The 26639-nt window shown below is 42.1% G+C and carries 28 protein-coding genes and 1 pseudogene; 15 read left to right on the top strand and 14 right to left on the bottom strand.

Annotation, left to right across the window (positions count from 1 at the left end):
- Positions 1-7 precede the first annotated feature (7 nt).
- The 4 genes and pseudogenes from Xhom_RS02050 (at position 8) to Xhom_RS02035 (ending at position 3382) form a co-directional block, all read left to right on the top strand.
- Positions 8-1168: an ABC transporter permease gene (locus Xhom_RS02050; protein WP_069317185.1), complete on the top strand. Its 1161-nt coding sequence runs from the start codon at positions 8-10 to the stop codon at positions 1166-1168.
- Positions 1158-2336, top strand: coding sequence for an ABC transporter permease (locus Xhom_RS02045; RefSeq protein WP_069317184.1), 1179 nt, complete (start codon positions 1158-1160; stop codon positions 2334-2336). Before Xhom_RS02050 ends, Xhom_RS02045 begins: the two co-directional genes overlap by 11 nt.
- A 261-nt stretch (positions 2337-2597) precedes the next feature.
- Positions 2598-2885 (top strand): annotated as a pseudogene (ubiT, locus tag Xhom_RS02040) (ubiquinone anaerobic biosynthesis accessory factor UbiT); the annotation flags it as partial.
- Positions 2879-3382, top strand: a complete 504-nt coding sequence (locus Xhom_RS02035) for a GNAT family N-acetyltransferase (protein WP_069317182.1) — start codon at positions 2879-2881, stop codon at positions 3380-3382. The pseudogene ubiT and the gene Xhom_RS02035, both read left to right, overlap by 7 nt.
- On the opposite strand, the gene Xhom_RS02030 is transcribed toward Xhom_RS02035, so the two are convergent.
- Positions 3351-3710 carry a GIY-YIG nuclease family protein gene (locus Xhom_RS02030; protein ID WP_084023354.1) on the bottom strand — a complete coding sequence of 120 codons (360 nt, stop codon included), beginning with the start codon at positions 3708-3710 and terminating at the stop codon, positions 3351-3353. The two genes, Xhom_RS02035 and Xhom_RS02030, sit on opposite strands and share 32 nt — an antisense overlap.
- A 274-nt stretch (positions 3711-3984) precedes the next feature.
- Here Xhom_RS02030 and bhsA point away from each other — a divergent pair, with 274 nt between their 5' ends.
- Together bhsA and Xhom_RS02020 are read left to right on the top strand one after the other, a co-directional pair.
- Complete coding sequence (gene bhsA, locus Xhom_RS02025; protein WP_069317181.1) at positions 3985-4236, top strand: multiple stress resistance protein BhsA; 252 nt, start codon at positions 3985-3987, stop codon at positions 4234-4236.
- Between the two features lie 116 nt (positions 4237-4352).
- Positions 4353-4784 carry a YhbP family protein gene (locus Xhom_RS02020; RefSeq protein WP_069318506.1) on the top strand — a complete coding sequence of 144 codons (432 nt, stop codon included), beginning with the start codon at positions 4353-4355 and terminating at the stop codon, positions 4782-4784.
- Positions 4785-4860: 76 nt separating this feature from the next.
- Here the strand turns inward: Xhom_RS02020 and nrdG are convergent, their stop codons facing one another.
- The 4 genes from nrdG to pyrI all read right to left on the bottom strand — a co-directional run bounded on the left by nrdG (position 4861) and on the right by pyrI (position 8438).
- The gene (gene nrdG, locus Xhom_RS02015) at positions 4861-5325 is read right to left on the bottom strand and encodes an anaerobic ribonucleoside-triphosphate reductase-activating protein (protein WP_069318505.1); all 465 of its coding nucleotides are present in this window, start codon (positions 5323-5325) and stop codon (positions 4861-4863) included.
- A 4-nt stretch (positions 5326-5329) separates the two neighbouring features.
- Positions 5330-7297 carry an anaerobic ribonucleoside-triphosphate reductase gene (gene nrdD / locus Xhom_RS02010; protein ID WP_418384646.1) on the bottom strand — a complete coding sequence of 656 codons (1968 nt, stop codon included), beginning with the start codon at positions 7295-7297 and terminating at the stop codon, positions 5330-5332.
- 175 nt (positions 7298-7472) lie between these two features.
- Positions 7473-7859 (bottom strand): 2-iminobutanoate/2-iminopropanoate deaminase, encoded by a 387-nt coding sequence (gene ridA, locus Xhom_RS02005; RefSeq protein ID WP_069317180.1) that lies wholly within the window; start codon positions 7857-7859, stop codon positions 7473-7475.
- A gap of 114 nt (positions 7860-7973) precedes the next feature.
- Positions 7974-8438: an aspartate carbamoyltransferase regulatory subunit gene (gene pyrI / locus Xhom_RS02000; protein WP_069317179.1), complete on the bottom strand. Its 465-nt coding sequence runs from the start codon at positions 8436-8438 to the stop codon at positions 7974-7976.
- Between the two features lie 81 nt (positions 8439-8519).
- Here pyrI and Xhom_RS36280 point away from each other — a divergent pair, with 81 nt between their 5' ends.
- The gene (locus Xhom_RS36280) at positions 8520-8858 is read left to right on the top strand and encodes a DUF819 family protein (protein ID WP_274540173.1); all 339 of its coding nucleotides are present in this window, start codon (positions 8520-8522) and stop codon (positions 8856-8858) included.
- 52 nt (positions 8859-8910) lie between these two features.
- Here the strand turns inward: Xhom_RS36280 and Xhom_RS01990 are convergent, their stop codons facing one another.
- Genes Xhom_RS01990 through Xhom_RS36275 form a run of 4 tightly spaced genes read right to left on the bottom strand, consistent with a single transcriptional unit; the run spans position 8911 to position 11492 of the window.
- A complete protein-coding gene (locus Xhom_RS01990; protein ID WP_069317178.1) occupies positions 8911-9654 on the bottom strand; it encodes a metallophosphoesterase family protein in 744 nt (247 codons plus the stop codon).
- Positions 9651-10349 carry a VUT family protein gene (locus Xhom_RS01985; protein ID WP_069317177.1) on the bottom strand — a complete coding sequence of 233 codons (699 nt, stop codon included), beginning with the start codon at positions 10347-10349 and terminating at the stop codon, positions 9651-9653. The genes Xhom_RS01990 and Xhom_RS01985 overlap by 4 nt, the downstream gene beginning before the upstream one ends.
- Positions 10346-10828 (bottom strand): hypothetical protein, encoded by a 483-nt coding sequence (locus Xhom_RS01980; RefSeq protein ID WP_069317176.1) that lies wholly within the window; start codon positions 10826-10828, stop codon positions 10346-10348. Before Xhom_RS01980 ends, Xhom_RS01985 begins: the two co-directional genes overlap by 4 nt.
- Positions 10829-10838: 10 nt before the next feature.
- Entirely contained in the window at positions 10839-11492 is a 654-nt protein-coding gene (locus tag Xhom_RS36275; protein WP_232326133.1) for a helix-turn-helix domain-containing protein, read from the bottom strand.
- Positions 11493-12263: 771 nt separating this feature from the next.
- Here Xhom_RS36275 and Xhom_RS01970 point away from each other — a divergent pair.
- Entirely contained in the window at positions 12264-14582 is a 2319-nt protein-coding gene (locus Xhom_RS01970) for an FdhF/YdeP family oxidoreductase (RefSeq protein ID WP_069317175.1), read from the top strand.
- A 153-nt stretch (positions 14583-14735) separates the two neighbouring features.
- Here the strand turns inward: Xhom_RS01970 and pyrB are convergent, their stop codons facing one another.
- The 3 genes from pyrB to Xhom_RS01960 are packed head-to-tail and all read right to left on the bottom strand — an operon-like array spanning position 14736 to position 16364.
- Positions 14736-15677, bottom strand: coding sequence for an aspartate carbamoyltransferase (pyrB, locus tag Xhom_RS01965; RefSeq protein WP_069317174.1), 942 nt, complete (start codon positions 15675-15677; stop codon positions 14736-14738).
- A gap of 56 nt (positions 15678-15733) precedes the next feature.
- Entirely contained in the window at positions 15734-15892 is a 159-nt protein-coding gene (locus Xhom_RS29955; RefSeq protein WP_157104624.1) for a hypothetical protein, read from the bottom strand.
- A gap of 43 nt (positions 15893-15935) precedes the next feature.
- Positions 15936-16364: a carboxymuconolactone decarboxylase family protein gene (locus Xhom_RS01960; RefSeq protein WP_069317173.1), complete on the bottom strand. Its 429-nt coding sequence runs from the start codon at positions 16362-16364 to the stop codon at positions 15936-15938.
- Positions 16365-16558: 194 nt separating this feature from the next.
- Between Xhom_RS01960 and pdxR the strand changes: the two genes are divergently transcribed.
- Positions 16559-17965 carry a MocR-like pyridoxine biosynthesis transcription factor PdxR gene (gene pdxR / locus Xhom_RS01955; RefSeq protein ID WP_069317172.1) on the top strand — a complete coding sequence of 469 codons (1407 nt, stop codon included), beginning with the start codon at positions 16559-16561 and terminating at the stop codon, positions 17963-17965.
- Between the two features lie 42 nt (positions 17966-18007).
- On the opposite strand, the gene rnz is transcribed toward pdxR, so the two are convergent.
- Complete coding sequence (rnz, locus tag Xhom_RS01950; RefSeq protein WP_069317171.1) at positions 18008-18925, bottom strand: ribonuclease Z; 918 nt, start codon at positions 18923-18925, stop codon at positions 18008-18010.
- Positions 18926-18952: 27 nt separating this feature from the next.
- The gene (gene rtcR, locus Xhom_RS01945) at positions 18953-20530 is read right to left on the bottom strand and encodes an RNA repair transcriptional activator RtcR (RefSeq protein ID WP_069317170.1); all 1578 of its coding nucleotides are present in this window, start codon (positions 20528-20530) and stop codon (positions 18953-18955) included.
- Positions 20531-21512: 982 nt separating this feature from the next.
- On the opposite strand from rtcR, the gene Xhom_RS01940 reads away from it, so the two are divergent.
- The 6 genes from Xhom_RS01940 (at position 21513) to Xhom_RS01915 (ending at position 26436) form a co-directional block, all read left to right on the top strand.
- On the top strand, positions 21513-22592 hold the full coding sequence (locus Xhom_RS01940) for a slipin family protein (RefSeq protein ID WP_069318503.1): 1080 nt from the start codon (positions 21513-21515) through the stop codon (positions 22590-22592).
- 20 nt (positions 22593-22612) lie between these two features.
- A complete protein-coding gene (locus tag Xhom_RS01935; RefSeq protein ID WP_069318502.1) occupies positions 22613-23839 on the top strand; it encodes an RtcB family protein in 1227 nt (408 codons plus the stop codon).
- Between the two features lie 20 nt (positions 23840-23859).
- On the top strand, positions 23860-24690 hold the full coding sequence (locus tag Xhom_RS01930; RefSeq protein ID WP_069317169.1) for a nucleotidyltransferase domain-containing protein: 831 nt from the start codon (positions 23860-23862) through the stop codon (positions 24688-24690).
- 23 nt (positions 24691-24713) lie between these two features.
- Positions 24714-25238, top strand: coding sequence for an RNA 2'-phosphotransferase (locus tag Xhom_RS01925; protein WP_418384642.1), 525 nt, complete (start codon positions 24714-24716; stop codon positions 25236-25238).
- A gap of 46 nt (positions 25239-25284) precedes the next feature.
- Positions 25285-25905 (top strand): LysE family translocator, encoded by a 621-nt coding sequence (locus Xhom_RS01920; protein WP_069317168.1) that lies wholly within the window; start codon positions 25285-25287, stop codon positions 25903-25905.
- A 252-nt stretch (positions 25906-26157) separates the two neighbouring features.
- Positions 26158-26436, top strand: a complete 279-nt coding sequence (locus Xhom_RS01915) for a hypothetical protein (protein WP_069317167.1) — start codon at positions 26158-26160, stop codon at positions 26434-26436.
- The last annotated feature ends 203 nt before the right edge of the window (positions 26437-26639 follow it).

Raw genomic sequence — 26639 nt, 5'->3', positions numbered from 1 at the left:
TTTTCTGATGAACAGAAAAGCTGCGTGTGCATGGAGCAGTTTTGAACTGGCATTTACGCGAGAACTCAGGGCTGCGATTCATAGCCCGGTGTTTCACTGGCTGAGTTGGTTGTTCCCTCTGTTTTTGTTTATCTTAATCGGTGCAAATTTTTCAGAAGGAACGTTGTTTAACTTGCCTGTATCGGTTGTTGATAATGATCAGAGTAAGTTATCACGCACGTTGACACGCAATTTGAATGCCGCTCCTCACGCGGATATCAAATTTTATGATAATAGCTTGCCAAAATCCTTAGAGAGACTGAACAGCGCTGAGGATTATGCACTACTTTATCTGCCTGAAAATCTTGAAAAAGATGCTTTGAATGGCAAACAGCCTACGGTCAGAATGTATTACAACGCCTTGTTTTATGGTGCCGGTAGTTATTCAGTTCAAGATTTCAGTGGATTGATGGCGGAAGAGAATGCGAAATATCGTGCAATTATTGCTTCTGAAATTGGTCGGCAGCTTCCTCCGTTAGCGAAAGCGACTATGTCCTATGATAGCCTGTTTAATGCGAGTGGCAGTTTTATTTATTACCAACAATTTGCAGCTATCATCCATCTATTACAGCTTTTTGTTGTGACATCCACCATCTATACGATGGCCAGAGGAAAGCAACTCTTAAGTACTAAATCTTTTGTCGGGTCATTATTGGGAAAACTAGTGCCTTATACCTTGATTTTCACATTGCTATTGATGGTGGAAGTCATGGCGCTCGTTTTTTTCTTTGATGCAAAAGTGACGGGTAATCCGTTGTACATGCCGGTTGTTGGGTTTTTCTATGTTATTGCTGCACAAAGTGTTGGCTTGTTGTTGTTTACCTTCACCAGCAGCGCGTTAACTGCTTACTCTTTGATTGGGTTGCTGGTAAGTGTTGCTATGGCTTTTTCTGGCATGGCTGTACCTGAATTATCAATGGTATTACCCGCAAGGATTATTTCTAACCTTGAACCATTAACCCATGCCTTGAATGCTATGTTTGATATCTTCCTGCGGGAGGTATCGCTACAGGTTATCCTGCATGTTTGTCTGATATTAATGATCTATCCTGCGGTCTGTGGTTTTTTGATCCGTCATCGTTTGTGGAAACGACTTAATCAATCTGAAGGTGTTGCCAATGCTGGGTAATGGTCAAATAAATTGGAATCTGTACTGGCAGACATTTCGCAACGTATTGTTGGGGATGTTGGAGAAGCCCATGTGGTTACTCTTAATTGTTTCGTTGTGTGTAATGAGTCTGGTCTACGTGCGTCCTTCTTTGTGGGATCTGCCTGTTGCTGTGATAGATCAGGATAACAGCCATGCGAGCCGTACATTGATCCGCCGTATTGATTCTACAGCGAAAGTTGAAATTAAAAGCTATAACAGTCTCGATAATGCCCGCCGTGACATGCTCCAGAGAACAATATTTGCCATTATCATCGTGCCGGTAGGTTTTGAAAAACGGCTGTTGAGTGGTCAAAATGTGACAGTGCCTATTTATGGTGATGCTACCAATCGCCTCGCTAATGGGCAGATTCAACAAAATTTAGTATCTGCCTATCAGCAACTTTTGTCGGAATATAATGGCATGTTGTTATTGAAATCAGGTTTCAGCAACGAACAGGTGAAAGTCTTGCTGCAACCGATTCGGGGAGAAACCATCGGGTTATTTAACCCGGGAGTCAGCTATGCCGCGATAGTTTTTCCTAGTTTGCTGGTCATGTTGTTACAGCATTCTTTATTGATTGCTTGTGTTCGTGTCAGTATTGCCATACGAGGAACGCCTAAAGGCAAGCCGCCGCTTCCCGTCTATTTGGGCGCTTTGTCGGCCTTGATCCCCATTTGGTTGTTCCTATCGGTGATCTTTTTTGTCTTGTGGCCGTGGATCTTGGGGTATCGGCAGGATGCGCCGATTTATCTCTTACTGTTGCTGACATTCCCATTCCTGCTGGCAGTGTTAGGACTCGGTAAACTGGTTACGGAGTGCTTGCGCAGCATCGAAATGATTTATCTGACACTGGCCTTTATTACTACGCCGATCTTCTACATTTCAGGCACGATTTGGCCGATTCAGGCAATGCCTGATTGGGTAAGAGTGATTTCATCAGCACTGCCATCCACATGGGCAACAAAAGCGATTGCGGGTGTGAACCAAATGGGGCTGCCATTACATCGTGTTTTTTGGGATATTGGCGTGATGTTGCTTCTTGGTGTGATATACATGATCTTGGGAATTTTTGTCGGTATGCTGCGTAATGGGGAGTTTCGGGGGATTACACAACGTTTTAAGCGCTTTTTTATTCATAAGACGTAAAAAAACAAAACACAGGATTCGCACAAGCTGATATTTGATAACTGTGAAAAAATATCTGGTTTTTCATGGATAAAAAGCCCTGTTATGTACAAAAGATGGCATTCGTCTTTTTCCCATGTTTGTCCTGTAGACGTTTTGTGATGAGGGATTTATTATCGACTCTTGATGTAGGCTCGTAAAATGCAGTGGGGTTTTGGCAGAATTGCATATTACTTTGCACTAAAAGGAGTCTGAACCGTGTTAGGTAAAATCCATTCCCATTTGGTCAGCCCACATGTTCACGGAGACGTCAGTTTCAGCGGCGATGCAAATGATTCCATCCATATTACTGCTTGCATGGAAGATTTTGATACACTGTTTTTTCAGCGTCGCTTATGGATTAAAGGAAACTCTGAATTGGGACTGCATGTGAAAAATATTACGGATTCTATTGAACTGGAATCTATGCCATCCATTCTTCGCTTTGGTTTATTGCGTCTGGCTGAATTAATCAAAGCGGGACAGAAAGAGGGCGCCGATCCGCACGGTCGCGCGTTATCGTCATGTTAATCAGGGTCGAAATTCCCGTTGATGCTATGGGGATTGATCGCTTGTTGCGCCAATCTTTTGAAACATCGGCAGAAGCTGAGTTAGTTCAGCGACTAAGAGAAGATGGACTGTTGACACTGGGTGTTGTTGCGACTGACGATGAAGGTCATGTGATTGGCTATGTCGGTTTCACTCCAGTTGATATCAATGGTGAAGATCATCAGTGGGTTGGTCTGGCACCTTTGGCGGTTGCGGAGCAGTATCGTCGTCAGGGTCTTGGCGAAAAATTAGTGTATGAAGGGCTGGATAGCTTGAACGAATTTGGATATGGCGCAGTTGTGGTACTTGGTGATCATGCGTATTACCGCCGTTTTGGTTTCAAGCTTGCCAATGAATATCAATTATACTGCCAATGGCCTGATTGCGAGGATTATTTCCAGCTCTATCCTCTGACTGATGTTTCGCTGGAAGACTGTCATGGTCTGGTCACTTATTCTGCCCATTTTGAGAATATGTGATTGTTGACGGGGTAATTTCTGGCAAACACTTCTCCGATAAATCGGTTGTCATTAAATAAGTCGTTATACAGAGAGGTTGGGTTATAACCAGCTTCTCTTTTTGCTGTTTACTCAGTTTTTTTACGCAGTACTCCATTCTCAATGCTATTCCCCGATCTTTTACTGAACTTTGATAGACTATCGTCAATGGGCCTTTTCCTCTGAGGGCTTTTGCACCCTTTCCTGATGTGTGCTGCATAAATCGGCGGGATATATCGGTAGTGATCCCAGTATATAGGGAACCGTTTCGTGTTCTGATCAGATAGAGATACCAATGAGATACGTTAATGTTCATTATTTATTTTAAATTATTCCAATTATTTATTATGTAATGAAACTAATTAGTTATTCGGTTGTAGGCTGAATTTTATTGTTTTATTTATATAACAAAATGAATTAATTGAAATTATATTCCATTTGGAAAACGCTGCTAACTATTTTTATTCAAAAAAATTGAAAAACTATAGCAGTAATTGCTAATTATAATTTTCTGTGCGGACATATAGTCTGATCCACATCACACGGGGTAAGCCCAGTTTTAAAAGTGAATAGAGGAATTCAAGATGAAAAACGCAAAAAATATTGTCGCCATTTTAGCATTATGTACTGTTTCATTTGGCTCATTTGCCGCTACTGAAGTTAAAGCCGCTAAAGAAAATAAGGTTGGTGTAGTTTCAGTAACTGGGGAAGCCACATTGGATAGCCTGACTGATGCCTTATCCAAAAAAGCTGATGAAGCTGGCGCAAAATATTTCCGGGTTATTTCCGCAACAGGCCATAATAATCTCAATGGAGTTGCTGAAATCTATAAATAATTTATAGTGTTCCATGCTGACTTTCCAATATATCTAATAAAATACAGAACACATAACTGGATAAAAGCCCAGTCGTGTTCTGTAAAAAACAGGTTAAAATAACGGTATTGATTTACATGGAAACTAATAATGATTTTTTAACAATTTGTCGCTATCTTGCTAAACGACATGTTTTTACACTTTGTACTTCCTTAAACCAAGATTTATGGTGTGCTAGCTGCTTTTATGTATTTGATGTTGATAGCATGGCACTTTGGTTTATGACTGAATCTGATACGCGTCACGGTCAGATGATGCAGGTAAACCCTAGCATTGCAGGTACTGTTGCTGGCCAAACCCGTAATATTGCTCAAATCAAAGGGATTCAATTTCGCGGGAAAGTAGTTCTGTTGGCAGATGACGCCGAAAGTGTTGCCAGAGCACGCTACTGCCGTCGTTTTCCCATCGCGCTGACGGCCAAATCTCCTATCTGGCAACTCAATTTGAATGAAATAAAAATGGTGGATAACACCCTCGGCTTTGGCAAAAAATTACACTGGCAACGCTAAGGCGGTCGCCTTCCAATCCCCGTATTCAGTGAGTTTTACCATAATAAGTTTTACAGTCATGAATTGTGGTAACGGGTTATCGTAAATAGTGAATGACCTGATTATGACTGCCTCGCCAAATTAACGAGGGGTCATACAACGCCTGTTCAAACTTTCCATCTACCAGTACATGAAGATAGTTAACGACTTCTCGCTGGATTTCGCTTAATTGATTGAATATATAGCCTGTCCACAGCCAGATATCCTTATCTGGGCACTCTTCTCTTACCCGCTGAACTAATTGCAGTATAGTGGGGATATTGTGGGGATGCAGGGGATCGCCACCGGATAATGATAGGCCTTGCCGTTTAATACTATGGTCTTTCAAGTCAGCGATGATCTGATTTTCTATAGTCTGTGTAAAAGGCTGACCCGAATCAACCCGCCATGTACTTTGGTTGTAGCAGCCACGGCATTGATGTAAACAGCCCGACACGAACAAGGTGCAGCGGGTGCCGGGGCCATTAACGACATCAATAGGATAATATTGATGATAATTCATGGCATTAACCGATTTGACCATTACCGAGATGCTTCACACGACGTTTCACCTCTTCTTGCTTACCCGCGTTGAATGGGCGGGCATCTGGGCTACCGAGATAGCCACACACGCGGCGGATCACCGAGACATGAGCAGAGTCATGATTGCCACATTGAGGGCAAGCGAATCCTTTACTGGTACAGGCAAATTCTCCCGTGAAACCGCATTGATAGCATTCATCAATGGGGGTATTGGTGCCATAGTAAGGAACACGCGAGTAGCTATAATCCCAAACATCTTCTAATGCTTTTAAATTATGTTGCAGATTGGGGTACTCGCCGTAACAGATAAAGCCTCCATTAGCCAAAGGTGGGTAAGGCGCTTCAAAATCCAGTTTATCGTAGGGATTAGCTTTCTTCTCCACGTCCAGATGGAAGCTGTTAGTGTAATAACCTTTATCGGTAACACCCGAAATTACCCCAAACTCGGAAGTATCCAAACGGTAGAACCGATCGCATAAATTCTCACTTGGCGTACTGTACAGACTGAATCCATAGCCTGTTTCCTGCTTCCATTTATCAACTGCCTCACTGAGATATTTAACAATGGAAATGGCCTTTTGTTGGCGCTTTTCATCATCAAAAAGATGAATATGGTTGCCATATAGCGCATTTATCGTTTCATGGATACCGATATAACCTAATGAGATAGAAGCACGGCCCTGTTTGAAAATTTCGGCAATATTGTCATCGGTTTTCAGACGTACACCGCAAGCCCCTTCCATATAGAGGATGGGAGCAACACATGCCTTGGTGTTTTCGAGACGCGCAATTCGGGTCATCAGCGCTTTTTTCGCCAGCAACAAACGTTGATCCAAACGTTGCCAGAACGCGGTTTCATCTCCTTTGGCTTCGAGTGCAATACGAGGGAGATTGAGGCTAATCACGCCTAAGTTATTTCGCCCTTCATGAATTTGCTGACCGTTTTCTTCATAAACACTGAGAAAACTGCGGCAGCCCATTGGAGTTTTAAACGATCCTGTTACCTTAACCACCTGATCATAATTGAGGATATCGGGGTACATACGCTTGCTGGCACACTCCAGCGCTAATAATTTAATGTCATAGTGAGGGTCACCAAACCGATGATTCAGCCCATCACGGATCGCAAAAATCAGTTTGGGGAATACGGCAGTCTTGCGGTTTTTCCCCAACCCAGCAATCCGATTGCGCAAAATGGAGGTTTGAATAAGGTGGGATTCTTTTGACGTTCCTAATCCGAACCCGAAGGTGACAAACGGCGTTTGCCCATTAGCCGTATGTAGTGTATTGACTTCGTATTCCAGAGATTGGAAAGCATCGTAACACTCTTTTTCCGTGCGGGCTTCTGCATAGGCGGACTGATCTGCTATCTGCCACTCCCTGGCAATCGCCAGATGTTTGTCATAACTGGCTTTCACGAAAGGCGCGAGGACTTCATCAATACGATTAATGGTTGTGCCACCATAAATATGACTGGCAACTTGCGCGATAATCTGAGCAGTGACAGCAGTTGCGGTAGAAATAGATTTAGGCGGCTCAATTTCCGCATTGCCCATTTTAAAGCCGTTGGTCAGCATACCCTGTAAATCGATTAACATGCAGTTGAACATGGGGAAAAATGGAGCGTAATCCAGATCATGATAATGAATTTCTCCCTTTTCATGCGCCATAACTACATCATGCGGCAACATATGCTGTTTGGCATATTGTCTGGCGACGATCCCTGCCAATAGATCACGTTGTGTAGGGATGACCTTACTATCTTTATTGGCATTTTCATTGAGCAGGGAGACATGATTTTGCTCAATCAGGCCACGAATTTCTTGATCGAGTTGATCATGCCATTCAGGGGCGGTTCTCACGATATGACTCCTAGATATGTACCCACAAGCGCAAATGACATGAATGCCTATTTTTTGTCTGATGTGGATAATTTTGTGTATAAATACCATATATAGTGAATATATTTTATTTAAACACAATATGTAGAAAATTAAAGCTGATATACAACATGCAAGGTTGATCTAAGACAAAGAAAGATAAAGTTACCTTGGCGGGAACAGGAAAGGAAGGGTAAAAAATAATAGCCCTGATATTGGGATTATCAGGGCCATCGGACATAGAAAATTAGCTGCGGATGGCGATAGCTTCGATTTCGATTTTCACATCTTTTGGCAGACGGGCAACTTCAACACATGAGCGGGCAGGGAAAGGCGCATTATGTTCAGTGAAGAATGCTTTGTAAATTTCGTTCACAGCGTTAAAGTCATTCAGATCTTTAACAAATACCGTAGTTTTTACGATATCCGCCACTTTCAGGCCAGATTGTTCGATAATGGCTTTAACATTTTCCAAAGATTGACGAGCTTGTGCGGTAACCTCTTCAGGGATAGTTCCGGTTTTTGGATCAACAGGGATCTGACCGGAAGTGATAACCATGCTGCCCAGATCAACACCCTGAACATAAGGGCCGATTGCTGCTGGTGCATTCTCGGTATGAATAGAACGTGACATTCGAAACTCCTGTTTAACGTCTGAATAGAAAATTTTGCGGGATCGCCATTATAGTGCTCCCAACTCCTGCATCAAATGATACAGGGTATTTTTAAATTGCCGGAGCAGGTTTTTTTAATCGTTATTGATAACCGCTTGGCGATCAAATTCTTTTTCACAGTATTTACAGCGCAGCACCACATCATCTTTGGTCGCCATCACGTTAAAGCTGCTTTCAACCGGTTCATTATGGCTGATGCAATTGCCATTTGGGCAGATCAGAATACTGTCGATGCGCTCAGGCGGATTGATTGGCATTTTTTTCACTACCACATAATTTTCAATGTTGTTGATTGTGGCATGTGGTGCGTATATGGCGAGCTGGTTGGCTTGCTGCTCTGTCAGAAACGTATTTTCAATCTTGATCAGATCCTTTTTGCCCAGATGATTGGAAGGTAGATTCAGGCCGATGGTAATACGTTGATCTGTTTTGGTGAGTTTGAACAGAGACAATAATTTGAAGCCGACATGAGCCGGAATGTGATCGATAACGGTACCACATTTAATGGCTTCTACTTGTAATTGGTGGTCTTGAGTCATGTTGTGTCATGAATACCGTTTCGGTATTCTTCCTCCGGATATTAGGGGATCAAGGAAATCAGCCTATTTTCTCATATAAGATTGGGTATTTCCTCTATCGCGACGATGTTAGGAACAATAATTGCCTTCCTGCTATTCAGAAAATATATCCCAGAATTGGACAAAATCAGTGGAATGATTTCGGCCTCTTATACTGGGGGAGGTGTTAACTTTGCAGCAATGACGGTTAAATTAGAACCCTCTCAAAGTATGGTTGCATCCACGATTGTTGCTGATAATACAATGATGGTGGGATACTTTATTTTGTGGTGGAGAGGATATCGTTGCCCTCTAAGAATCTCAATTTGCAGTGTTGTAGTAAGAGAGAGGATCCCCAGCAGCATAGTTAACTATGTGACTGGGGTGAGTGAACGCAGATAACAAAGCTGTAACTTGAAAGACGACGAGTATATAACTTAAGAAATGAAGGATATTAATAACTACATGACGTTATAGATAAATCAGGTGAAAAATTTATTATATTGAAGCCAAAACCTTTTGATATCGTAACGGTATCTGTTCCTGATAACCACTGGAATGAAACAGCCGGGGCAACACATGTTGTCATTGTATTATGATACCAAGTGCGTGAAGTGTGGGCATGTCCGCAACCAATAAAGTTAACTTGATATTCTTCACAGAGTTCTAACAGTGTTTTAGCATTATTCAGCATGCAACTATCTACAAGTGGTGTACCAACTGGCATCACATGATGATGCATAAATATGGCAATATTAAAATTTCTGTTTTCAATAATTTTGCTTTCTAATTCATAAAGATTATTTTTAGATATAAAACCATAATCTTCACCTTCGACAACCGTATCGACAGACATAATATGCCAATCTTTATTGTTATATTCTTGTGAGTTGATAATGTATTTTCTTTTTTCTTCAGTGAGTGCGATATCAAAATTACTTTTGAGATCATGATTGCCAAGTATTGCAATATAAGGTTTTTTTAGCGACTCCATTTTATTTAAAAAGTATCGATAGGCATAGACATCCCCATCATTTGTAATATCACCGGATACGATAATTAACTCTATTTCGGTAATATTAATTATTCTATGTATTTCCTCACAAACAAAATCAAAATTGTCATAAGGATTTATATCAAATATTTTTTGTTCTCTGTTTCGGGTTAAATGTATGTCTGTTAATTGAATAGCTTTCATTTTTTATTACCTCCGAAAATAAATGGATTGTATGAGATATTCCAATCATATATATCAGTGGACTCTAGTTTTTTTACTTTGTCTGCCAATATTATTCCTATAGGTAGAAGGATAATGGACATTATTACTTTATAAGACCATGTTGTTGCAATTATTGTAATGAGTTCATTGAAGCTATATTTTGAAGACAGGCTTATAGGATATGCTGATAATAGAAGAGCAGCTTGAGTAATCATTGACGCAATGATATATCTGATGAAAAAAAATCGGCCGAGAAAGACTTTTTTTAAGGTAGATATCACGAACCCATTTATAAAATAAGAAATTGGTACTGAAGTCCATGTCCCTACCATAACACGCCAAAATTCACCAAATAATGCTTTGAAATTCATTGATATTTGATTATTTTCAGGTTGTGCATGGGATGCTGCAAAGATAATCATTACAAAGATTGATTGGCACAATACTATGGTCCAGACAGTTTTTACTCCTTGTCTATATCCATAAACTTCCGTTTGAATTGTGGAGATAAGGAAATAAAATGAGAATAAAATTCCACTAAATGTAATCTTAAAGCCGTGGAAATCTAGGGTTTTATAGACCAGAACATCACAAGTTATCATTATAGTGACGGATAACGAAATGAATAAGGAATCATATTTGAACTTTGAATTGGTAGGGTAATCTCGGTTCACTTTATCACCTTTAGTTTTGTGGTTTTTGATGATTTTATTTTTTCAGATCTTGATATTTCGTCGGAAATTTTTCTTCCATCTTTTAATCCTGACATGTAGGCGATTCTTACAAGACTACTTGGGTCTAATTTTTCTACTATATTCTTATCTATCAGTAATTCTTTTCCATTTACTTGTCTTCGAGAATAGTGATTTTGTATAGTAAATATCAGATCCCGCCTTTCTTCTATTATTTCGAATCTCTGCTTTTTTCTCATGTCATTTTCTTCAAAACGTGTTATAAATATGATGTCAGCAGGATTGATGTTGTATAGAAAATCACTTTCAAAAATATCTTCGGCAGTTGCTTTTATACATGTGTGGGTGCCTAATTCTTTAAGGATATAAAATCCGTTTTCTTTTATTGGATCGAATTTTTGTAAACTATATATATAACGAGGTTTGAATGTTTTTTTGAAAAAATCAATTATTTTATCCATAATTAATTTCCTATTTTAATTTTCTAATTGATTTTATCACAACACCAATTATTGTATAATTTTGAGTGAAGGTCATTTTACGTTCGTGTTCAATTCCTAATATTGAAAAGTAAATTCCACTTTCTCCTACAAAAATTTGCCTAAAACAAATAGGAGCATCTTTAATTTTTACAAGTACTACATCACTGTCACAAAAGCTTTCAGTTTTAGAAACTATTGCAATAGTGTTGCTATCAAAGTACGGCGATAGAAGGTTATTTGAAAATTCTACTGCGAAAAGTGAGCCTTCATGATCTTCCTGAATACTGAGTTTATATAGATTTGTGTTTACCACTTTCCCTGATGCATAGCCATCTAATTCGTCATAACGAATTAGGGGTATTGATGAAATAATCTCTTGATTTTCATTTGATTCAAATAATTTATTGTCTGTAATTTCACCAACATTGACACCAAATACATCCGCAATAGATGAAATAGTAGCAATAGTAGGATTCCCAACACCACGTTTAAGACTATTGATAGTGGCAATGCCAAGGCCTGTTAACTGACTCAGAGATTGTGAGTCTATATTGTTTTTTTTCATCAAAAAATCAATATTTTGTGCGATGTTTGACAACAAGGCATCAGATTCGGTTGTTTTCTTATTGTTCGGTTCTTGCATTATATCATCTCTTTGATAATATATTGTCGTGCGTTGATATTCATAATATTATGTTATCTATTAATATTTTGTAATACAAGATGTCGGCATCAGGGAAATTCTATGTATGTAGCGTAAGGCTCTAAGGAAGGGATATCAGAGAAAGGAATGATGAGTGTATAAACTTTGTGTCAAAAAGTCGTGTTCCTGCTCGTTATACTTAACAGATTGATGAATAAAGGTTATGAGCATAACGAGCAGGTGATGTTAATATGTACAACATTAGGGATGTATTGTGATGATATCTCTATCGAAAACCCCATTCTAGTACCAATATGTTCCTTACTTTCCAAGTTGTGTATTCTTATTTTCTGTATGTATCTCTTCCCCCTCACTATAAGCAAAATCTTTAGTCCCGAATCAAAATAGAAGCCTTACTCTCTATTCGGCCTCTGCTATCGTATATCTGATCTCCATCACACTATGTTCATGTTCACCGCTAATTGTCGTATTACGAATCATCATTAAACATCACACAGACCTATCTATGTATATATAGCAACTTTGGTTCACTGACCTGATGGAAATCGGAAAATTTGTGGAATTAGAGGTGTTGCTATAGATGCATTAATCGTAAATAGCTCGGTTTTTTCGTAAATTAAACACGGAATTACTACCACAATAGATAGGTAGGAGTATGATTATAAAGCGAAGGACGACTTTTAGTTTTTGGTTCACCTGTCAATCTGTGGCCTATTATGTTGACCACAACATAAAAGATAAGAGATTTTTATGAAATTTAAATCAAAAATAAAACCCTATCATGCAGCTGCTGGTGGTTGGGGGTCTTTGGAAGCAACAACTCGTTTTGTCTTTGACAGTAAACAAGCCTTAAAAAACATGGTTAATCTGATGCGGATGAACAAGCCCAGAGGCTTTGATTGTCCGGGATGCGCATGGGGAGATGACAATAAAAGCTTGTTCAGTTTCTGTGAGAACGGGGCTAAAGCAGTGACTTGGGAAGCAACTCGCAGACACGTTGAGCGGGAGTTCTTTGCTACTCACAGTGTCAGTAAACTTTACCAACAGAGTGATTATTTCCTTGAATATCAAGGGCGAGTCGTTGAACCGATGAGCTATAACCCGCAAACGGATCATTATGAGTCGGTTAGCTGGGATGATGCTTTTGCTCTGATTGCCAGCCATATAAAAGGCATGGATAACCCTGATCAGCTTGAGTTGTATACTTCTGGTCGAGCCAGTAATGAGGCTTCATGGCTTTATCAGTTGTTTGGCCGTGTTTTGGGAACGAATAACTTCCCTGATTGCTCCAATATGTGCCATGAAGCCAGTGGTTACGGTATGTTGAAAAGTTTAGGCGTGGGTAAAGGTACCATTTTGCTGAAAGATTTTGATCATGCTGATGCCATCTTTATATTCGGACAAAATCCCGGCACAAATCACCCCAGGATGTTGCATAGCTTACGGCATGCCGCAGAGCGTGGCACTCGCATTGTTACTTTTAATACTCTGCATGAGCGCGGTTTAGAGCGTTTCGCTGATCCACAAAAACCACTCGAAGTGATTACTCCAATGGCGGGTAACATTAGCCATCGTTACTACCAACCTAATCTTGGTGGCGATATGGCAGCGGTGCGGGGGATTGTTAAAGCGCTTTTGGAAACTCATAACGCTCTGTTGACTGAAGGTAAATCAGGTATTTTTGATCTGGAATTTATCGAAACCTACACCGAAGGCGTGGATGCTTATTTGCAAGAAGTTGACGCTACCGAATGGTCATTTATTGAAAAACAATCGGGGTTGACCGAAGCACAATTGCGCGAGGCTGCGAGTATTTACCAAAATGCTGAACGCGTTATTTGTACTTGGGCAATGGGAATCACTCAACATAAACACTCATTGGTTACCGTTCGTGAAATTGTTAATCTTCAATTACTGTTTGGTCAGTTGGGTAAACCCGGAGCAGGGCTTTGTCCGGTTCGTGGTCACAGTAATGTGCAAGGCAATCGGACGATGGGGATTAATGAACAACCTTTCAAGCCTTTCTTAGATAGTATGGCTGCCCATTTTGGTTTCGAACCCCCTCGTGCTCATGGGCATAATGTTGTGCAGGCGCTGAGTGCTATGTTGCGTGATGAAATCAAAGTTCTGATCGCTCTGGGTGGGAACCTCGCTGCAGCAGCTCCTGACAGCCTGCGTACAGAAGAGGCCCTGCGGCACTGCGACTTGACTGTGCATATCAGTACCAAATTAAATCGGAGTCATCTTGTTACCGGTAAAAAAGGTGCTCTTATCCTGCCAACATTAGGTCGTACTGAACGAGATATTCAGGTTACAGGTTCACAGTTTGTGACAGTAGAAGATTCTTTCAGCATGGTTCATGCCTCAGAAGGTGTGAATAAACCGTTATTTGATACCCAACGTTCTGAAACTGCGATCGTTGCAGGTATTGCGAATGCTACGGTAGGCAATACAGCAACGATTAACTGGCTGGAATTGGCTGGGGATTACAATAAGATCCGCGACCATATTGCTGCAACTATTCCGGGTTTTGATGGTTTCAATAAAAAATGTGAACATCCCGGTGGCTTCTATCTTGGTAATGCGGCAGCCGAATTACGTTTTGCCACACCGAGCAAAAAAGCAGAATTTAGTCATGCACCACTGCCGAAAACGCTGTTTCCGCAAATTGAAGGTGCTGAAGTTCCTTTTGTGTTGCAGACCTTGCGTTCTCATGATCAATACAACACTACGATTTATGGTTTGGATGATCGCTATCGAGGGGTTTATGGTCAACGGGAAGTGCTGTTTATGCATCCGGAAGATATCGCGCAAGCGGGATATGAGGAGGGTGATCTCGTCGATATCGAAACGGTATGGAATGATGGTATCAAGCGTAAAGTCTACGGTTTCAAATTGGTTTCTTACAACATTCCACGCGGCAACCTTGCTGCTTATTATCCAGAGACGAACCCACTAGTACCAATGAATAGCGTTGGTGAGGGTACAGGTACACCAACATCAAAGTCTGTGCCAGTGAAATTATCTCTCACAGAACAGAGTGAATCTGAAACTCAGCGTCTTGTATAAGATATTGATGGTTCAAAGTTCTGCTTAATAGCAGTTAGAAGTATGTCGATTCAAGCTCGGTTTTGGGAGATTGCGATATGATCTTCATTAAAACCGAGCTGGTCAAAATGCCCTGAATGGGCTTCCCTCAATTAAAGAAGATTAAACTTCTCATCATTTTTCTATGGCGATATCTTCATTCAATACCAGTGATAGCAATGCCTGACGCGCGTAAATGCCATTACCTGCTTGCTGAAAGTAGTAAGCATATGGTGTTTTATCGACATCTACCGTGATTTCATCAATACGTGGTAGTGGATGCAGCACTTTCAGGTTCTTTTTGACATTCACCAGATCTGCCGCGCGCAGAACAAACTGAGCCTTGATATTGGCGTATTCTGATGGGTCAAGACGTTCTTTCTGGACACGGGTCATATACAGAATATCCAGCTCAGGCATGACATCTTCAAAGTTGTTATGGAGACTGTAGCTCACTTGCTTTTCTTCCAGCATATGCAGGATATAGCTTGGCATCGCCAGTGCATCAGGCGCAATGAAACAGAAATGGTTACCGTTAAATTTCGCCAGTGCTTGCGTCAGTGAGTGAACGGTGCGGCCGTATTTCAAATCACCGACCATGGCGATTTTCAGGTTTTCCAGTCTGTTCTGAGTTTCCTGAATGGTGAACAGGTCAAGTAAAGTCTGGGTCGGATGCTGGTTTGCACCATCGCCGGCATTAATCACAGGGATATGGCCGGAAAACTCAGAAGCCAGTCGGGCTGCTCCTTCCTGCGGGTGGCGCATGACGATCGCATCGGCGTATTGGCTGATGATAGAAATGGTATCTGCCAGCGTTTCTCCCTTTTTACCTAATGAGGTATTGCTGCTGTCAGCAAAGCCAACGACGGAAGCGCCGAGTCGCTGAATGGCGGTTTCAAAAGAGAGACGGGTACGGGTCGAGGCTTCAAAAAAGCAGCTCGCGATCACTTTATTTTTCAGTAATTCAGTCTGCGGATTGGCTTTCAATGTAGCGGCCGTTTGCAATACCAATTCCAGATCTGTGCGGCTCAGATCATTAATTGAAATGATATGTTTGCGATATAACGGATTAGCCATGTGTACGTTCCTCTTTTTGACTTCTAGCCTTGGACTGGGCAGCAAAAAAAAGCCCCTCAATTGAGGGGCTTTTTAAATGTTCGGTTGAGCAATGGAAAAAACAATACGCCCACGCTGCCAACAGACAGTTTTTCGTTAGCTTGATGTTTTGTAACGGCCTTTACAGCGCAATCTTTCATGTTTTCTCCCAGCAAATCGTCGCGCATTATACTCACGATAGCATCCACCGCAAGGTTTGCCGGAAGAAATTTTTTTCTGTTATTCGTTTTTGTCGCCTAAACTCACTGCCATTCTATTGAGCGCATTTATCAGGGAAATCGCAGCCGTCAGGTCAACAATCTCTTTTTCTGTAAAGACGGCATCAAGGCGTTCTTTGATCTTATCCAGTGTGCTTTGCTTAAGATCAGTCGTCAGGGCTTCACACCACTCCAGCGCCAGTTTTTCTTTGGGGCTGTAGATGCTGGAATTGAACCATGCGGGTAATTTATCCAGTTTGACCTGTTCGATACCATGTTTATTACGGATTTCTTCAGCATGAAGACGGCAGCAATAGGCACAGCCATTAATTTGGGATACCCGTATTTCTACCAGTAGAATGAGAGACTGATCCAGTTCAGAGGCATGTATTTCTTCATAGCTTTTATATAACGGGTTAATAATTTTAGGTGAGACTTTCGCGTAATTCATGTTTATTTCTCCGAACTTTTACTTTGTGTGGAAAAGGATAACGAAAAGCCAGTAATGCCGTTTTGTTAGAACGGTATTGAAATCCATTGGGTATACCAAGAAATTGGGTGAACCAAGAAGTAGTGCTTTTAATTATTATCGATATTTGGTACAAGCAATAGACCCAAAAATCATTAATCTTTATGTACCACGAGATGAATAAACCTCTTGAGCTAAAATTAGATAGGTTGTCAAAAACACCTCTCACTGAACAAATTCGTATTGGGATCACAAATGCGATTGAGAAAGGTGTATTGAAATCAGGAGCACGTTTACCTTCATGGCTTGATTTAGCAGCTCAATTGGGTGTATCCCGGGGAACAGTCCGCATTGCTTATGAAAGATTAATGGATAATCAATTGATTACAGCATCACGATCAACGGGAACTCGTGTAGTGGAACGTCCTAATACAGTTATAAAAGAACAGGGTATTAAGCCTAGTTCTTTTATGGACATGTATAAAGAATTTACGGCTGGGCCTGCCATCTTTCAAATGGGTGTTCCTTCACAAGAAAATTTACCAATTAAGCTTTTTTCAAGGATACGTTCTTATGGAATTCATGCAGAATTAGGAACATCCATCAGTTATCCTGACCCATGTGGAGAACTGGGTTTAAGACGTGAAATTGCCAGTTATCTTGCTATTTCTCGTGGAATTGCATGTTCACCATTTCAAATTATTATTACCAACGGTTTTGCAGGGGCACTCGGGCTTACTCTCAAGGCGCTTGGGATTGAGGGAGAACAGGCGTGGATAGAAAATCCATGTTTTCCATTAACACGCAAGGGATTAGAGTTAGGTAAATTATCTATTGTCCCTGTCCCTGTAGATAAGGAAGGTCTTATTGTTGAGCAGGGGATAACACAAGCCCCTAATGCAGCTCTCGCTATTGTTACTCCTGGTCAGCAAGCACCCCTCGGTTACACATTATCATTAGAACGACGTTTACAACTTCTAAACTGGGCATCAAAAGAAAATGCCTGGATCATTGAAGATGATTATCTTAGTGAATTACGACTGGAAGGTAGAGCTACCCCGGCATTAGCCTCATTAGATCAAGCAGGACGAGTTATTCATATTGGCTCTTTTAGCAAAACACTGAGTCCCTCATTGAGATTAGGCTTCATTGTTGTGCCATTGCATTTAGTGAATCAATTCTCTGAAATTGCAGTCTGTCTTTCACCAGCTCCGGGGCCGGCTGTCCAATTAGCGACTTCAGAATTTATGAAAAAAGGTCATTATATGCGGCATATTAGGCGTACAAAACGTTTATATTTAACTCAGCGAAATGAATTAATGACTCAACTCCAAGCACGCAATAATAGTTTCCAACTTTTGGCAGGAGGCCTATCAGTGCTGATAAACCTCCCACAAAATGTTGATGATGTTTCTCTGGTGAGAAAAATGGTTCAAGTCGGTTTAGCACCTGCACCATTATCTGTCTGGTATGATATTAATAGCCCCCAACAAAAAGGACTATTATTAGGAGTGGCTATGGCTCCGATAAAGCATCTTTCAAGAGCATGTGATCAGCTCATCGAAGCAATTAATATTTCATAAGGCAATATTAATTTAAAAACCATTTGTTCTTTTTAACGGAAATTACTTCACTGTAAATACCGCAAAATCTTCGGCCAGATCGGTATTAGGGAAGATTTCCCGACACTCTGCCAATAATCTCGGGCACTCTTCGAGACCATATCGGCCACTGATATGTGTGGCGATAAAATGTTTCACCTTGGCATCCTGCGCCAGTGTTGCGGCTTGTTTGGTGGTGGAATGCCCTCGTTCATTGGCTTTTGCGGCAAATGCATCTTCCAGCGTGATTTCATGCACCATCACATCAACATTAGCGGCCAATTTCAGCGCTTCCGGCGTAGGTTCGGTATCCCCGAAAATGGCCAGTGACTTGCCACGGATCGGAGTGCCTAAGTAATCGTTTCCACAAATCGTACGGCCATCCTCCAGCGTTACCGTGCCGCCTTGTTTCAGTGTCTGCATCCACGGGCCACGGGGAATGCCATCTTGGCTCAGCTTTTGGGCATCGAGCGAACCGGGCTTGTCGTGCTCTTCAATACGATAGCCATAACACTCTACACGATGGTTCAGAGTATACGCTGTGACTTTCAATTCTCCGTCATCAAACAGTTGGCCGGGTTGAACTTCGATAATCTCTAGTGGATAGGTCAGGAAAGAGCTGCTTAGCTGTAATGCAGTTTCCACAAACTGACGTATGCCCGTTGGCCCGTATAAAGTCAGGGGATCAGTAGATCCTCCCATCGAACGGCTACACAATAATCCGGGTAAACCGAAGATGTGATCCCCGTGCAGGTGGGTGATAAAGATTTTTTCCAGCTTGGAGATTTTGATGGGGGAGTGGAGGATTTGGTGCTGTGTACCCTCGCCGCAATCAAACATCCAGAGTGCGTTGCGGATGCCCTGTAGATCGAGCACCAAGCTGGTGACGTTGCGCTCTTTGGTGGGAATGCCTGCACTGGTGCCTAAAAATTTCAGTTCCATGTTGTCGCTCTCTTATTTATTGTTGTTTTAATAATGTTGGATGCTCTCCCAATCCAGATCGAATCGGGCAAGGTACTTGCGTAATCTATCGGCATCATTGGGCTGTTTTTTCTGTTGGCGTGAAACGGCAAATAATTTACGTCCCGCTTCCGATAAGCTGTTGGACTCGCGGCAGACTTTAATTACTGTTTCCAATTGTTGGCGATCAAACAGATCAATTTCCGGAAAATTATCGGGGAGCAGAGAAGAGCATTCTTCTCCGTGCCAATTTTGCTCGAGTCGTATGATTTCTTCGTCAACCGAGAGTTGATTAATACGTCCATTTTCGGCGAATGTCGCCATTCGTGCGACTGATGCACTAAGCTCACGAAAATTCCCCCGCCACTGCGCCTGTTCAGAACAGGCAAAACGCAGGTAAGTCTGCCGTGCTTCCTTATCGAAGCGAACTTGTGTTTGTTGCATTTGTGCATAGCGGGCAAGTTCATAATCAATGTTCGGCTCGATATCTTCACTGCGTTGTGCGAGGCCGGGCAGTTGGTAAGTCCACATATTGATGCGGGCATACAAATCTTCGCGGAATTTGCCCTGAGCGACCCAATCACGCAGGTCGCGGTGTGTACCGGCAATTAATTGGAAATCGCTGTGTACTTCCTTATCCGAACCGTAAGGCAGAAAACTTTTTTCTTCGATGGCCTTCAGTAACATCGCCTGCTCATCCAACCCCAGCTCTGCCACTTCGTCAAGAAACAAAATGCCGCCATTGGCTTCACGCAGTAGTCCGGTACGTGGTTGGATCGCCCCTGTAAATGCCCCTTTGACGTGACCAAACAACGTGGACATCGCATTATCACCACGCAAGGTAGCACAGTTCACTTCCACAAACCGACCTTTGAGTAAATGACGCGATTGCTGTAATTGATAGATCCGGCGCGCGAGAAAAGATTTACCGGCCCCCGTTGGCCCCGTAAGCAGAATTGGCGCGGTAGAGCGCAGAGCGACACGTTCGATTTGATCGATCAGACGGTTGAAATTGGCATTACGTGTGGCGATACCGGATTTCAGAAACGCCACTTGTTCCTGCTGTTCACGTAAAAAGCGGCTGGTCAGGGTGGTATAGCGGCTGAGATCTAAATCGATAATCGTGTAAATGCCCTCAGGATGGCTCTCGTGATCGCCACTTTGAGGGGACGTTTGGAGCAATTGGGCGGGCAGATAACGGGCTTCGGTCAACAGGAACCAACAGATCTGTGCAACGTGGGTGCCGGTCGTGATATGCACCAGATACTCTTCGTTTTCAATATCGAAAGGATAACGAACAGCAAAATCCAGCAAAGCAGTATAGACTTCTTCAAAGTCCCACGGATCTGCGATTTGGATTGCGTTCAACACCACTTCTGTCTGTGGTGAAACTTGTTCAATATCCTCTTTTACTCTCTGCGCCAGAACTGCGTCATTGGGCTGGTATAACAACTCTAGTTTATCAATCGGCAGCTCTGGTTGTTGGCACATGCCAATGGTAGGACGCCATTTTTCCCAGCGATTGGCCTTCTTGCCTCTTCTATCCAGCGTTGTACCCAACACCCCAATGGCGACTCTGCGTTTCATTATCTTCCCTGTTTTTAATTATCTAAATTTATAAAAAACGATATGAAAAGATAAGGAATTTAAACTGTAAAAACAATCACCAAAAATAGATGAAAATAAAAACAATTATTTTTCAAATAGATAAAAAGTATTTCTGCTTTTTTTCAACGTTGGCACGCAATTGGCAATAAAGCAGGGAGTCAACACACTGAAATAGCATGGATTCAAAATCCAGCCGGTGCATGGGTGATGGCAGAGGTCATTACACTGCATGTATTCCGTCAGTGAACAGACAATTGACGAGCAACTTAGGGTTCTATCGGATACGCGCTAAAACAAAAAAATAAAAACCCGTGACTGCCTGTTGAGAGTGACCATTTTGAAGACATCGGCAGATGTCGCTGAGTTAAAGGCAGGATACTGAGCTACTGTAGTTTGAGTACTGATGTATCCCCCCTTTAGTTTCGCTTTGATGCCCAGTTTTCAGAATGAAGGGAATATAAAAAGGAAAATAACCATGATGAAAAAAATAAAAATATTGCAGGGACAGATTGGCTTATTGGCAAAAGAGGGTGAGTACCAACAGATTTTGACGGCAGGTGAATATCGTTTCTATGACTGGTTCAACAAACTGAAATTGACGGTTTTTGAACTGGATGGTACCGAAATTGATACCAAACTGGCGGAACACTTACGTCAGTACCATGCCGATTGGGTTGAACAGCACTGTGATGATCTTCGGCTTGCCGAAGATGAAATGGGGTTGCTGTATGAACATGATTTGCTGATAGAGATTATATCACCGGCGACTCGTCGTCTGTATTGGACGAATGGTGGCCTGCGTCGAATTGAAATACGCAAAACTGCAGAACAGGCTGTTTCTCCCGAGTTATTGACTTTATTGCAGCCTTCAAAGGCAAGTAAGCGCAGTGTAAAAGGATTGGATGGCTTACTACTCGTCACGATCCCTGCATGGCATATCGGGATTTTGAAAATTGACGGAATGGTGCAGAAATTATTGCAACCGGGTCTGCAAGGTTACTGGCGTTTTGGGCATGAGGTCACGGTTGAGATCGTAGATACACGCTCGAAAGCACAAGTTGAAGAAGCTCTGGCGGAGCATTTGCACCAACACCATTGCGACTGGGTAGAACAATATTGTGATGGCATCCAGATTGGGGATGATGAGATGGGATTGCTGTATGAGCATGAAGTTCTGATGGAGATTTTGTCCCCTGCAACGCGCTGCTTATATTGGAAAAATGGTAATCCTCGTCGCATTGAGGTGCTTAAATCTTCAGAGCTGGAAGTTTCGCCTGAGCTGGTTTCTTTGCTTGCCTCTTCTATGTCGCGTAAACGGAGCGTGAAAGGGTTGGATAGTGTGTTGATCGCCCAAATTCCAGCCTGGCATGTCGGAGTTTTAAAAGTGGATGGCGCAGCGCAGGCGTTATTACTACCCGGTTTAAAAGGTTACTGGCGAGTTGGATATGACGTAACCGTTGAGATCGTCGATACCCGTTTGCAGGCTCTGGAAGTGGGTGGGCAAGAAATTTTGACGCGTGACAAAGTCAATTTGCGCATCAACTTATCGGCCAACTGGCGTTATCACGATGTACTGATGGCTTACGAACAACTGAGTGAACCAGTGGCATATTTGTACCGTGAGCTGCAATTTGCCCTGAGAGAGGTGGTTGGGACTCGTTCGTTGGATGAATTGCTGGAAAACAAACAAGTTATTGATGAACTTGTAAGCAAACAAATCCGGCAGATGACGGAAGATTTTGGTCTGGAAGTGGCCTCTTTGGGGGTAAAAGACATTATTTTACCCGGCGATATGAAAGCCATTTTGTCGCAAGTCGTTGAAGCGGAAAAATCCGCACAGGCTAACGTGATCCGCCGTCGAGAAGAGACTGCGGCGACACGTTCACTATTGAACACCGCGAAAGTGATGGAAAACAACCCAATTGCTTTACGTTTGAAAGAATTAGAAACATTGGAAAGTATCGCTGAACGTATTAATCAAATTTCTGTATATGGCGGTTTAGATCAGGTTCTAAACGGACTGGTACAAATTAAAGGATAACAAAAATGACAACAACTGAAATGAAAACCAACGCTTATAACTTATTGACGCAAGAGAATGGCGCACCTGTAAAAATGTGGACAAATGGAGTTCCGGTTGATCCGAAAGCCATTATTCAATTGCAAAACACCGCCAAAATGCCTTTTGTGTTCAAACATCTGGCAGTAATGCCGGACGTGCATGTCGGTAAGGGTTCTACGATTGGTAGCGTGATCCCGACACGCGGTGCCATTATTCCGGCTGCGGTTGGGGTGGATATTGGTTGTGGAATGATTGCGGTGCGTACTTCACTGGTAGCGTCTGATTTGCCGGATAGCCTGTTGAATATCCGCCATGCCATCGAAGCCGCTGTACCACATGGGCGTACCGTGAATAGAGGAAGCCGCGATAAAGGATCTTGGAATAAGGCACCGGAGATTGTGGATCAACATTGGGCGACGTTGGCGGATGGGTTTAAGTGTATTACCGATAAATACCCCAAATTGTTGAACACTAATAACCATCAGCATTTGGGAACACTGGGAACGGGGAACCATTTTATCGAGTTATGCCTTGATGAAGCGGATCGTGTTTGGGTAATGCTGCATAGCGGTTCCCGTGGTGTAGGTAACGCTATCGGTAATTTGTTTATCACACTGGCGCAGCAAGATATGCAGCAGCATATCGCTAACCTGCCAGATCGCGACTTGGCGTATTTCGAGGAAGGAAGCCGCTATTTTGACGATTATATGGAAGCAGTAAGTTGGGCGCAGGATTACGCCCGTCAAAACCGGGAAGTGATGATGCACCGTGCGCTGGAAGCGTTGTCACGTGAGATCCCAAAACCCTTTACGACACAGCAGGAAGCGGTGAATTGCCACCATAACTATGTGCAGCGCGAGCAGCATTATGGTGAAGATGTTCTGGTAACACGTAAAGGTGCGGTATCTGCCCGTAAAGGCCAGATGGGGATTATTCCGGGTTCGATGGGAGCGAAAAGTTATATCGTCCGTGGTCTTGGAAACGAAGAGAGTTTTTGTTCATGCAGCCACGGAGCGGGGCGCATAATGAGCCGTACCGAGGCGAAAAAACGCTTTACCGTCAGCGATCAAAAACGGGCTACTGCGCATGTAGAATGCCGTAAAGACAGCGATGTGATCGACGAAATTCCAATGGCGTACAAGGATATCGATGCCGTAATGGAAGCGCAGTCATCGCTGGTGGAAATCGTGCATACCCTGCGTCAGGTGGTGTGTGTAAAAGGATAAGAATAATAAGATAAGAAAAGATGGAAGAAATGGAAAAGGAAATAAAAATAACCACCGTCAGCTCTGCCATGCGTTCGTGCATTAGACAGAAATTGGCTGATATAGAAAAAAACTATGGCGTGATGATACTGTACGCTTGTGAATCTGGTAGTCGTGGGTGGGGTTTTGCCTCACCTGACAGTGATTACGATGTGCGGTTTATTTATGTCCATCAGATGGATTGGTATCTCAAAGTGGAAGCGGAGCGGGACGTAATCGAATTACCTATCAGTGATGAATTGGATATTTGTGGTTGGGAATTACGCAAAACTTTAAAATTGTTGAAACAGGCAAACCCAACTTTGATGGAATGGTTAGATTCTCCCATTATTTACCATGCCGATCCGGTAGCGGCCAATGGGCTGAAAGCGATGGTGCCACATTTTTTTTCGGCTATTAAAGCCCGCTATCACTATCTTTCTATGGCAAAGAAAAATTTCCGGGCCTATCTACAAGGTGAGGAAATTCGGCTTAAAAAGTACTTTTACGTATTGCGTCCATTGCTTGCTGTTCGCTGGATCGAAATGGGTAAAGGCGTCCCACCGATAGATTTTGAAACGTTGGTTAAGGGAACGGTGGATGATCCACAATTAAAACTGGAAATTGATGATCTACTGAGGATTAAACGGACAGCGAATGAGACAGAATATGGCCTGCGTAAACCGAGGATTTATGCTTTTATCGAATCGGAATTGGATGAGACATTGGCACGATGTGAACTTAGGGATAAGCGCGACCAACGTCACGAGTTACTGGACGATTATTTAAAGCAGTGGGTGATGAAACGCAGATTCAATTATCATCAAAAATAGGGAATTCATATTAAGACTAACAGATGAAAAATATGGAACACGTTTTTACTAAAACTAGTAGGTTTTTAAGCTATGTTCTGCGTCATCAGCCGGAATCCATAGGCTTAACATTGGATAACGAAGGATGGGCTGATATCGGTATGCTGATAAAATGTGCGGCTCAGCATGGTAAGCGTTTGAACTGCGCGCTGATTGAGACGATTGTCGATACTAATGACAAAAAACGGTTTGCTATTTCTGCCGATCAGAAGCGCATAAGGGCAGTACAAGGGCATTCAACACAGCAGGTAGATATCTGCTATCAAGAGAAAGCTCCTCCTGGCATTTTGTACCACGGCACAGCTACCCGTTTTTTGGATTCCATCTTTAAACAAGGGCTCGTAGCAGGAACGCGGCATTACGTGCATTTATCGGCGGACAAATCTACGGCGATTATCCTGAAAATTGAATCCCAGTTGATGTATGAACAGGGATTTAAATTCCATCAGGCGGATAACGGTGTTTGGTTGACGAAAACCGTGCCTGTTGAATATATGAGTGTCATTTAGCATCATCAGTAAACATTTTTACACACTCTGATTTTGGAGATAAAACATGACGGTCGTGGATTCTCTGCTTGCATTTGTTGTGGCTGCTACATTACTGACATTGACACCCGGGTTGGATACCGCATTGGTTTTGAGAACCGCAACGGCAGAAGGGGGTAAAAAGGCTTTTCATGCTGCCCTTGGGATTAATGCGGGTTGTTTTATTTGGGGAGCAATGGTGGCATTTGGCCTTGGTACATTGATTGCAGTTTCTGAAATGGCATTCAATATTCTGAAATGGTGTGGAGCGCTTTACTTATTCTGGCTGGGGAGCCAAATGATTCTGCGTCCCAAGCAGACATTAGCGGGGGAAACATCTTCTTCAGTCAAGGCATCAAACTGGTTTATCAAAGGCATGTTAGGTAATGTGTTGAATCCAAAAATGGGCGTGTTTTATGTTTCATTTTTGCCTCAATTTATTCCGCAAGGGCATTCACCCATTTTATGGACATTCAGTTTGGTGACGATCCATGTATTACTCGGCACATTGTGGTCATTATCACTGATTTATGCCACACGCCCACTTTCCCATATCTTACGCCGTGAAAGTGTTGTTAAGTGGATGAATCGGGCAACAGGGGGGATCTTTTTATTTTTTGCATTTAAATTGGTATTGAGCCGCCGTTGATATTTTTATTCTACAATTAATATATACTTAATAAACTTCTATTTTTAGCTCGAAAGATGAAAGGTATATATTAATTCATATCCAATATTAAATTAATTTATATTTGTTTTTTTAGACAATTTGAATAACGATCATAAAATTTATGCAAATAGTGGTTAATTTTTATGTATTCATATCTTATGAATAAATTACTCCACTATTTATCGTTTCACTATCATGGGCACTGTATAAACAAAGCGGGTAAATATATAAATGAAAATTAATTTTCTCCAATTTGATGTTAAATTTTTTCCAGAAAATAGCAAAACGACAGACAGACTTTATGAGAATGGTAATCAGCAAGTTAAGGTAGAGGTTACTATTTTGAAACTAGTTGATGGCATGTATAAACCTTTAACTGATGAAGAAAAAGAGAGTGTGACGCTTATTGCGCGGGCTTCGAATTTGAAACCGGGGACATCCATGTATCCAGGTTGGGCATGTGATAAAACCAAGAATGACTTCGATGAAGGAATTCGGGGGAAAATATAAATGGCGCAATTAACTCAAGTGAGGTGAATGATGCTATCACTACCTCTCCTGATACTGTTTATCGTTATCTGAGAGTGAGGGGCGATGCCGGGACTAGAAGAGAATTTATAGCTGAGGTAACCATTCATGGACAAAAATTCACAAACGTTGGGGTAGCGAAGAATCCGCAGTCAGAAATAGTGTCGGTAAAGCCCACGTGCCGC

The sequence above is a fragment of the Xenorhabdus hominickii genome, assembly GCF_002632725.1.
GTDB lineage: Bacteria > Pseudomonadota > Gammaproteobacteria > Enterobacterales > Enterobacteriaceae > Xenorhabdus > Xenorhabdus hominickii.
Note: the sequence above shows the minus strand (reverse complement) of the source record. Positions and strands in the feature narration are given on the sequence as shown.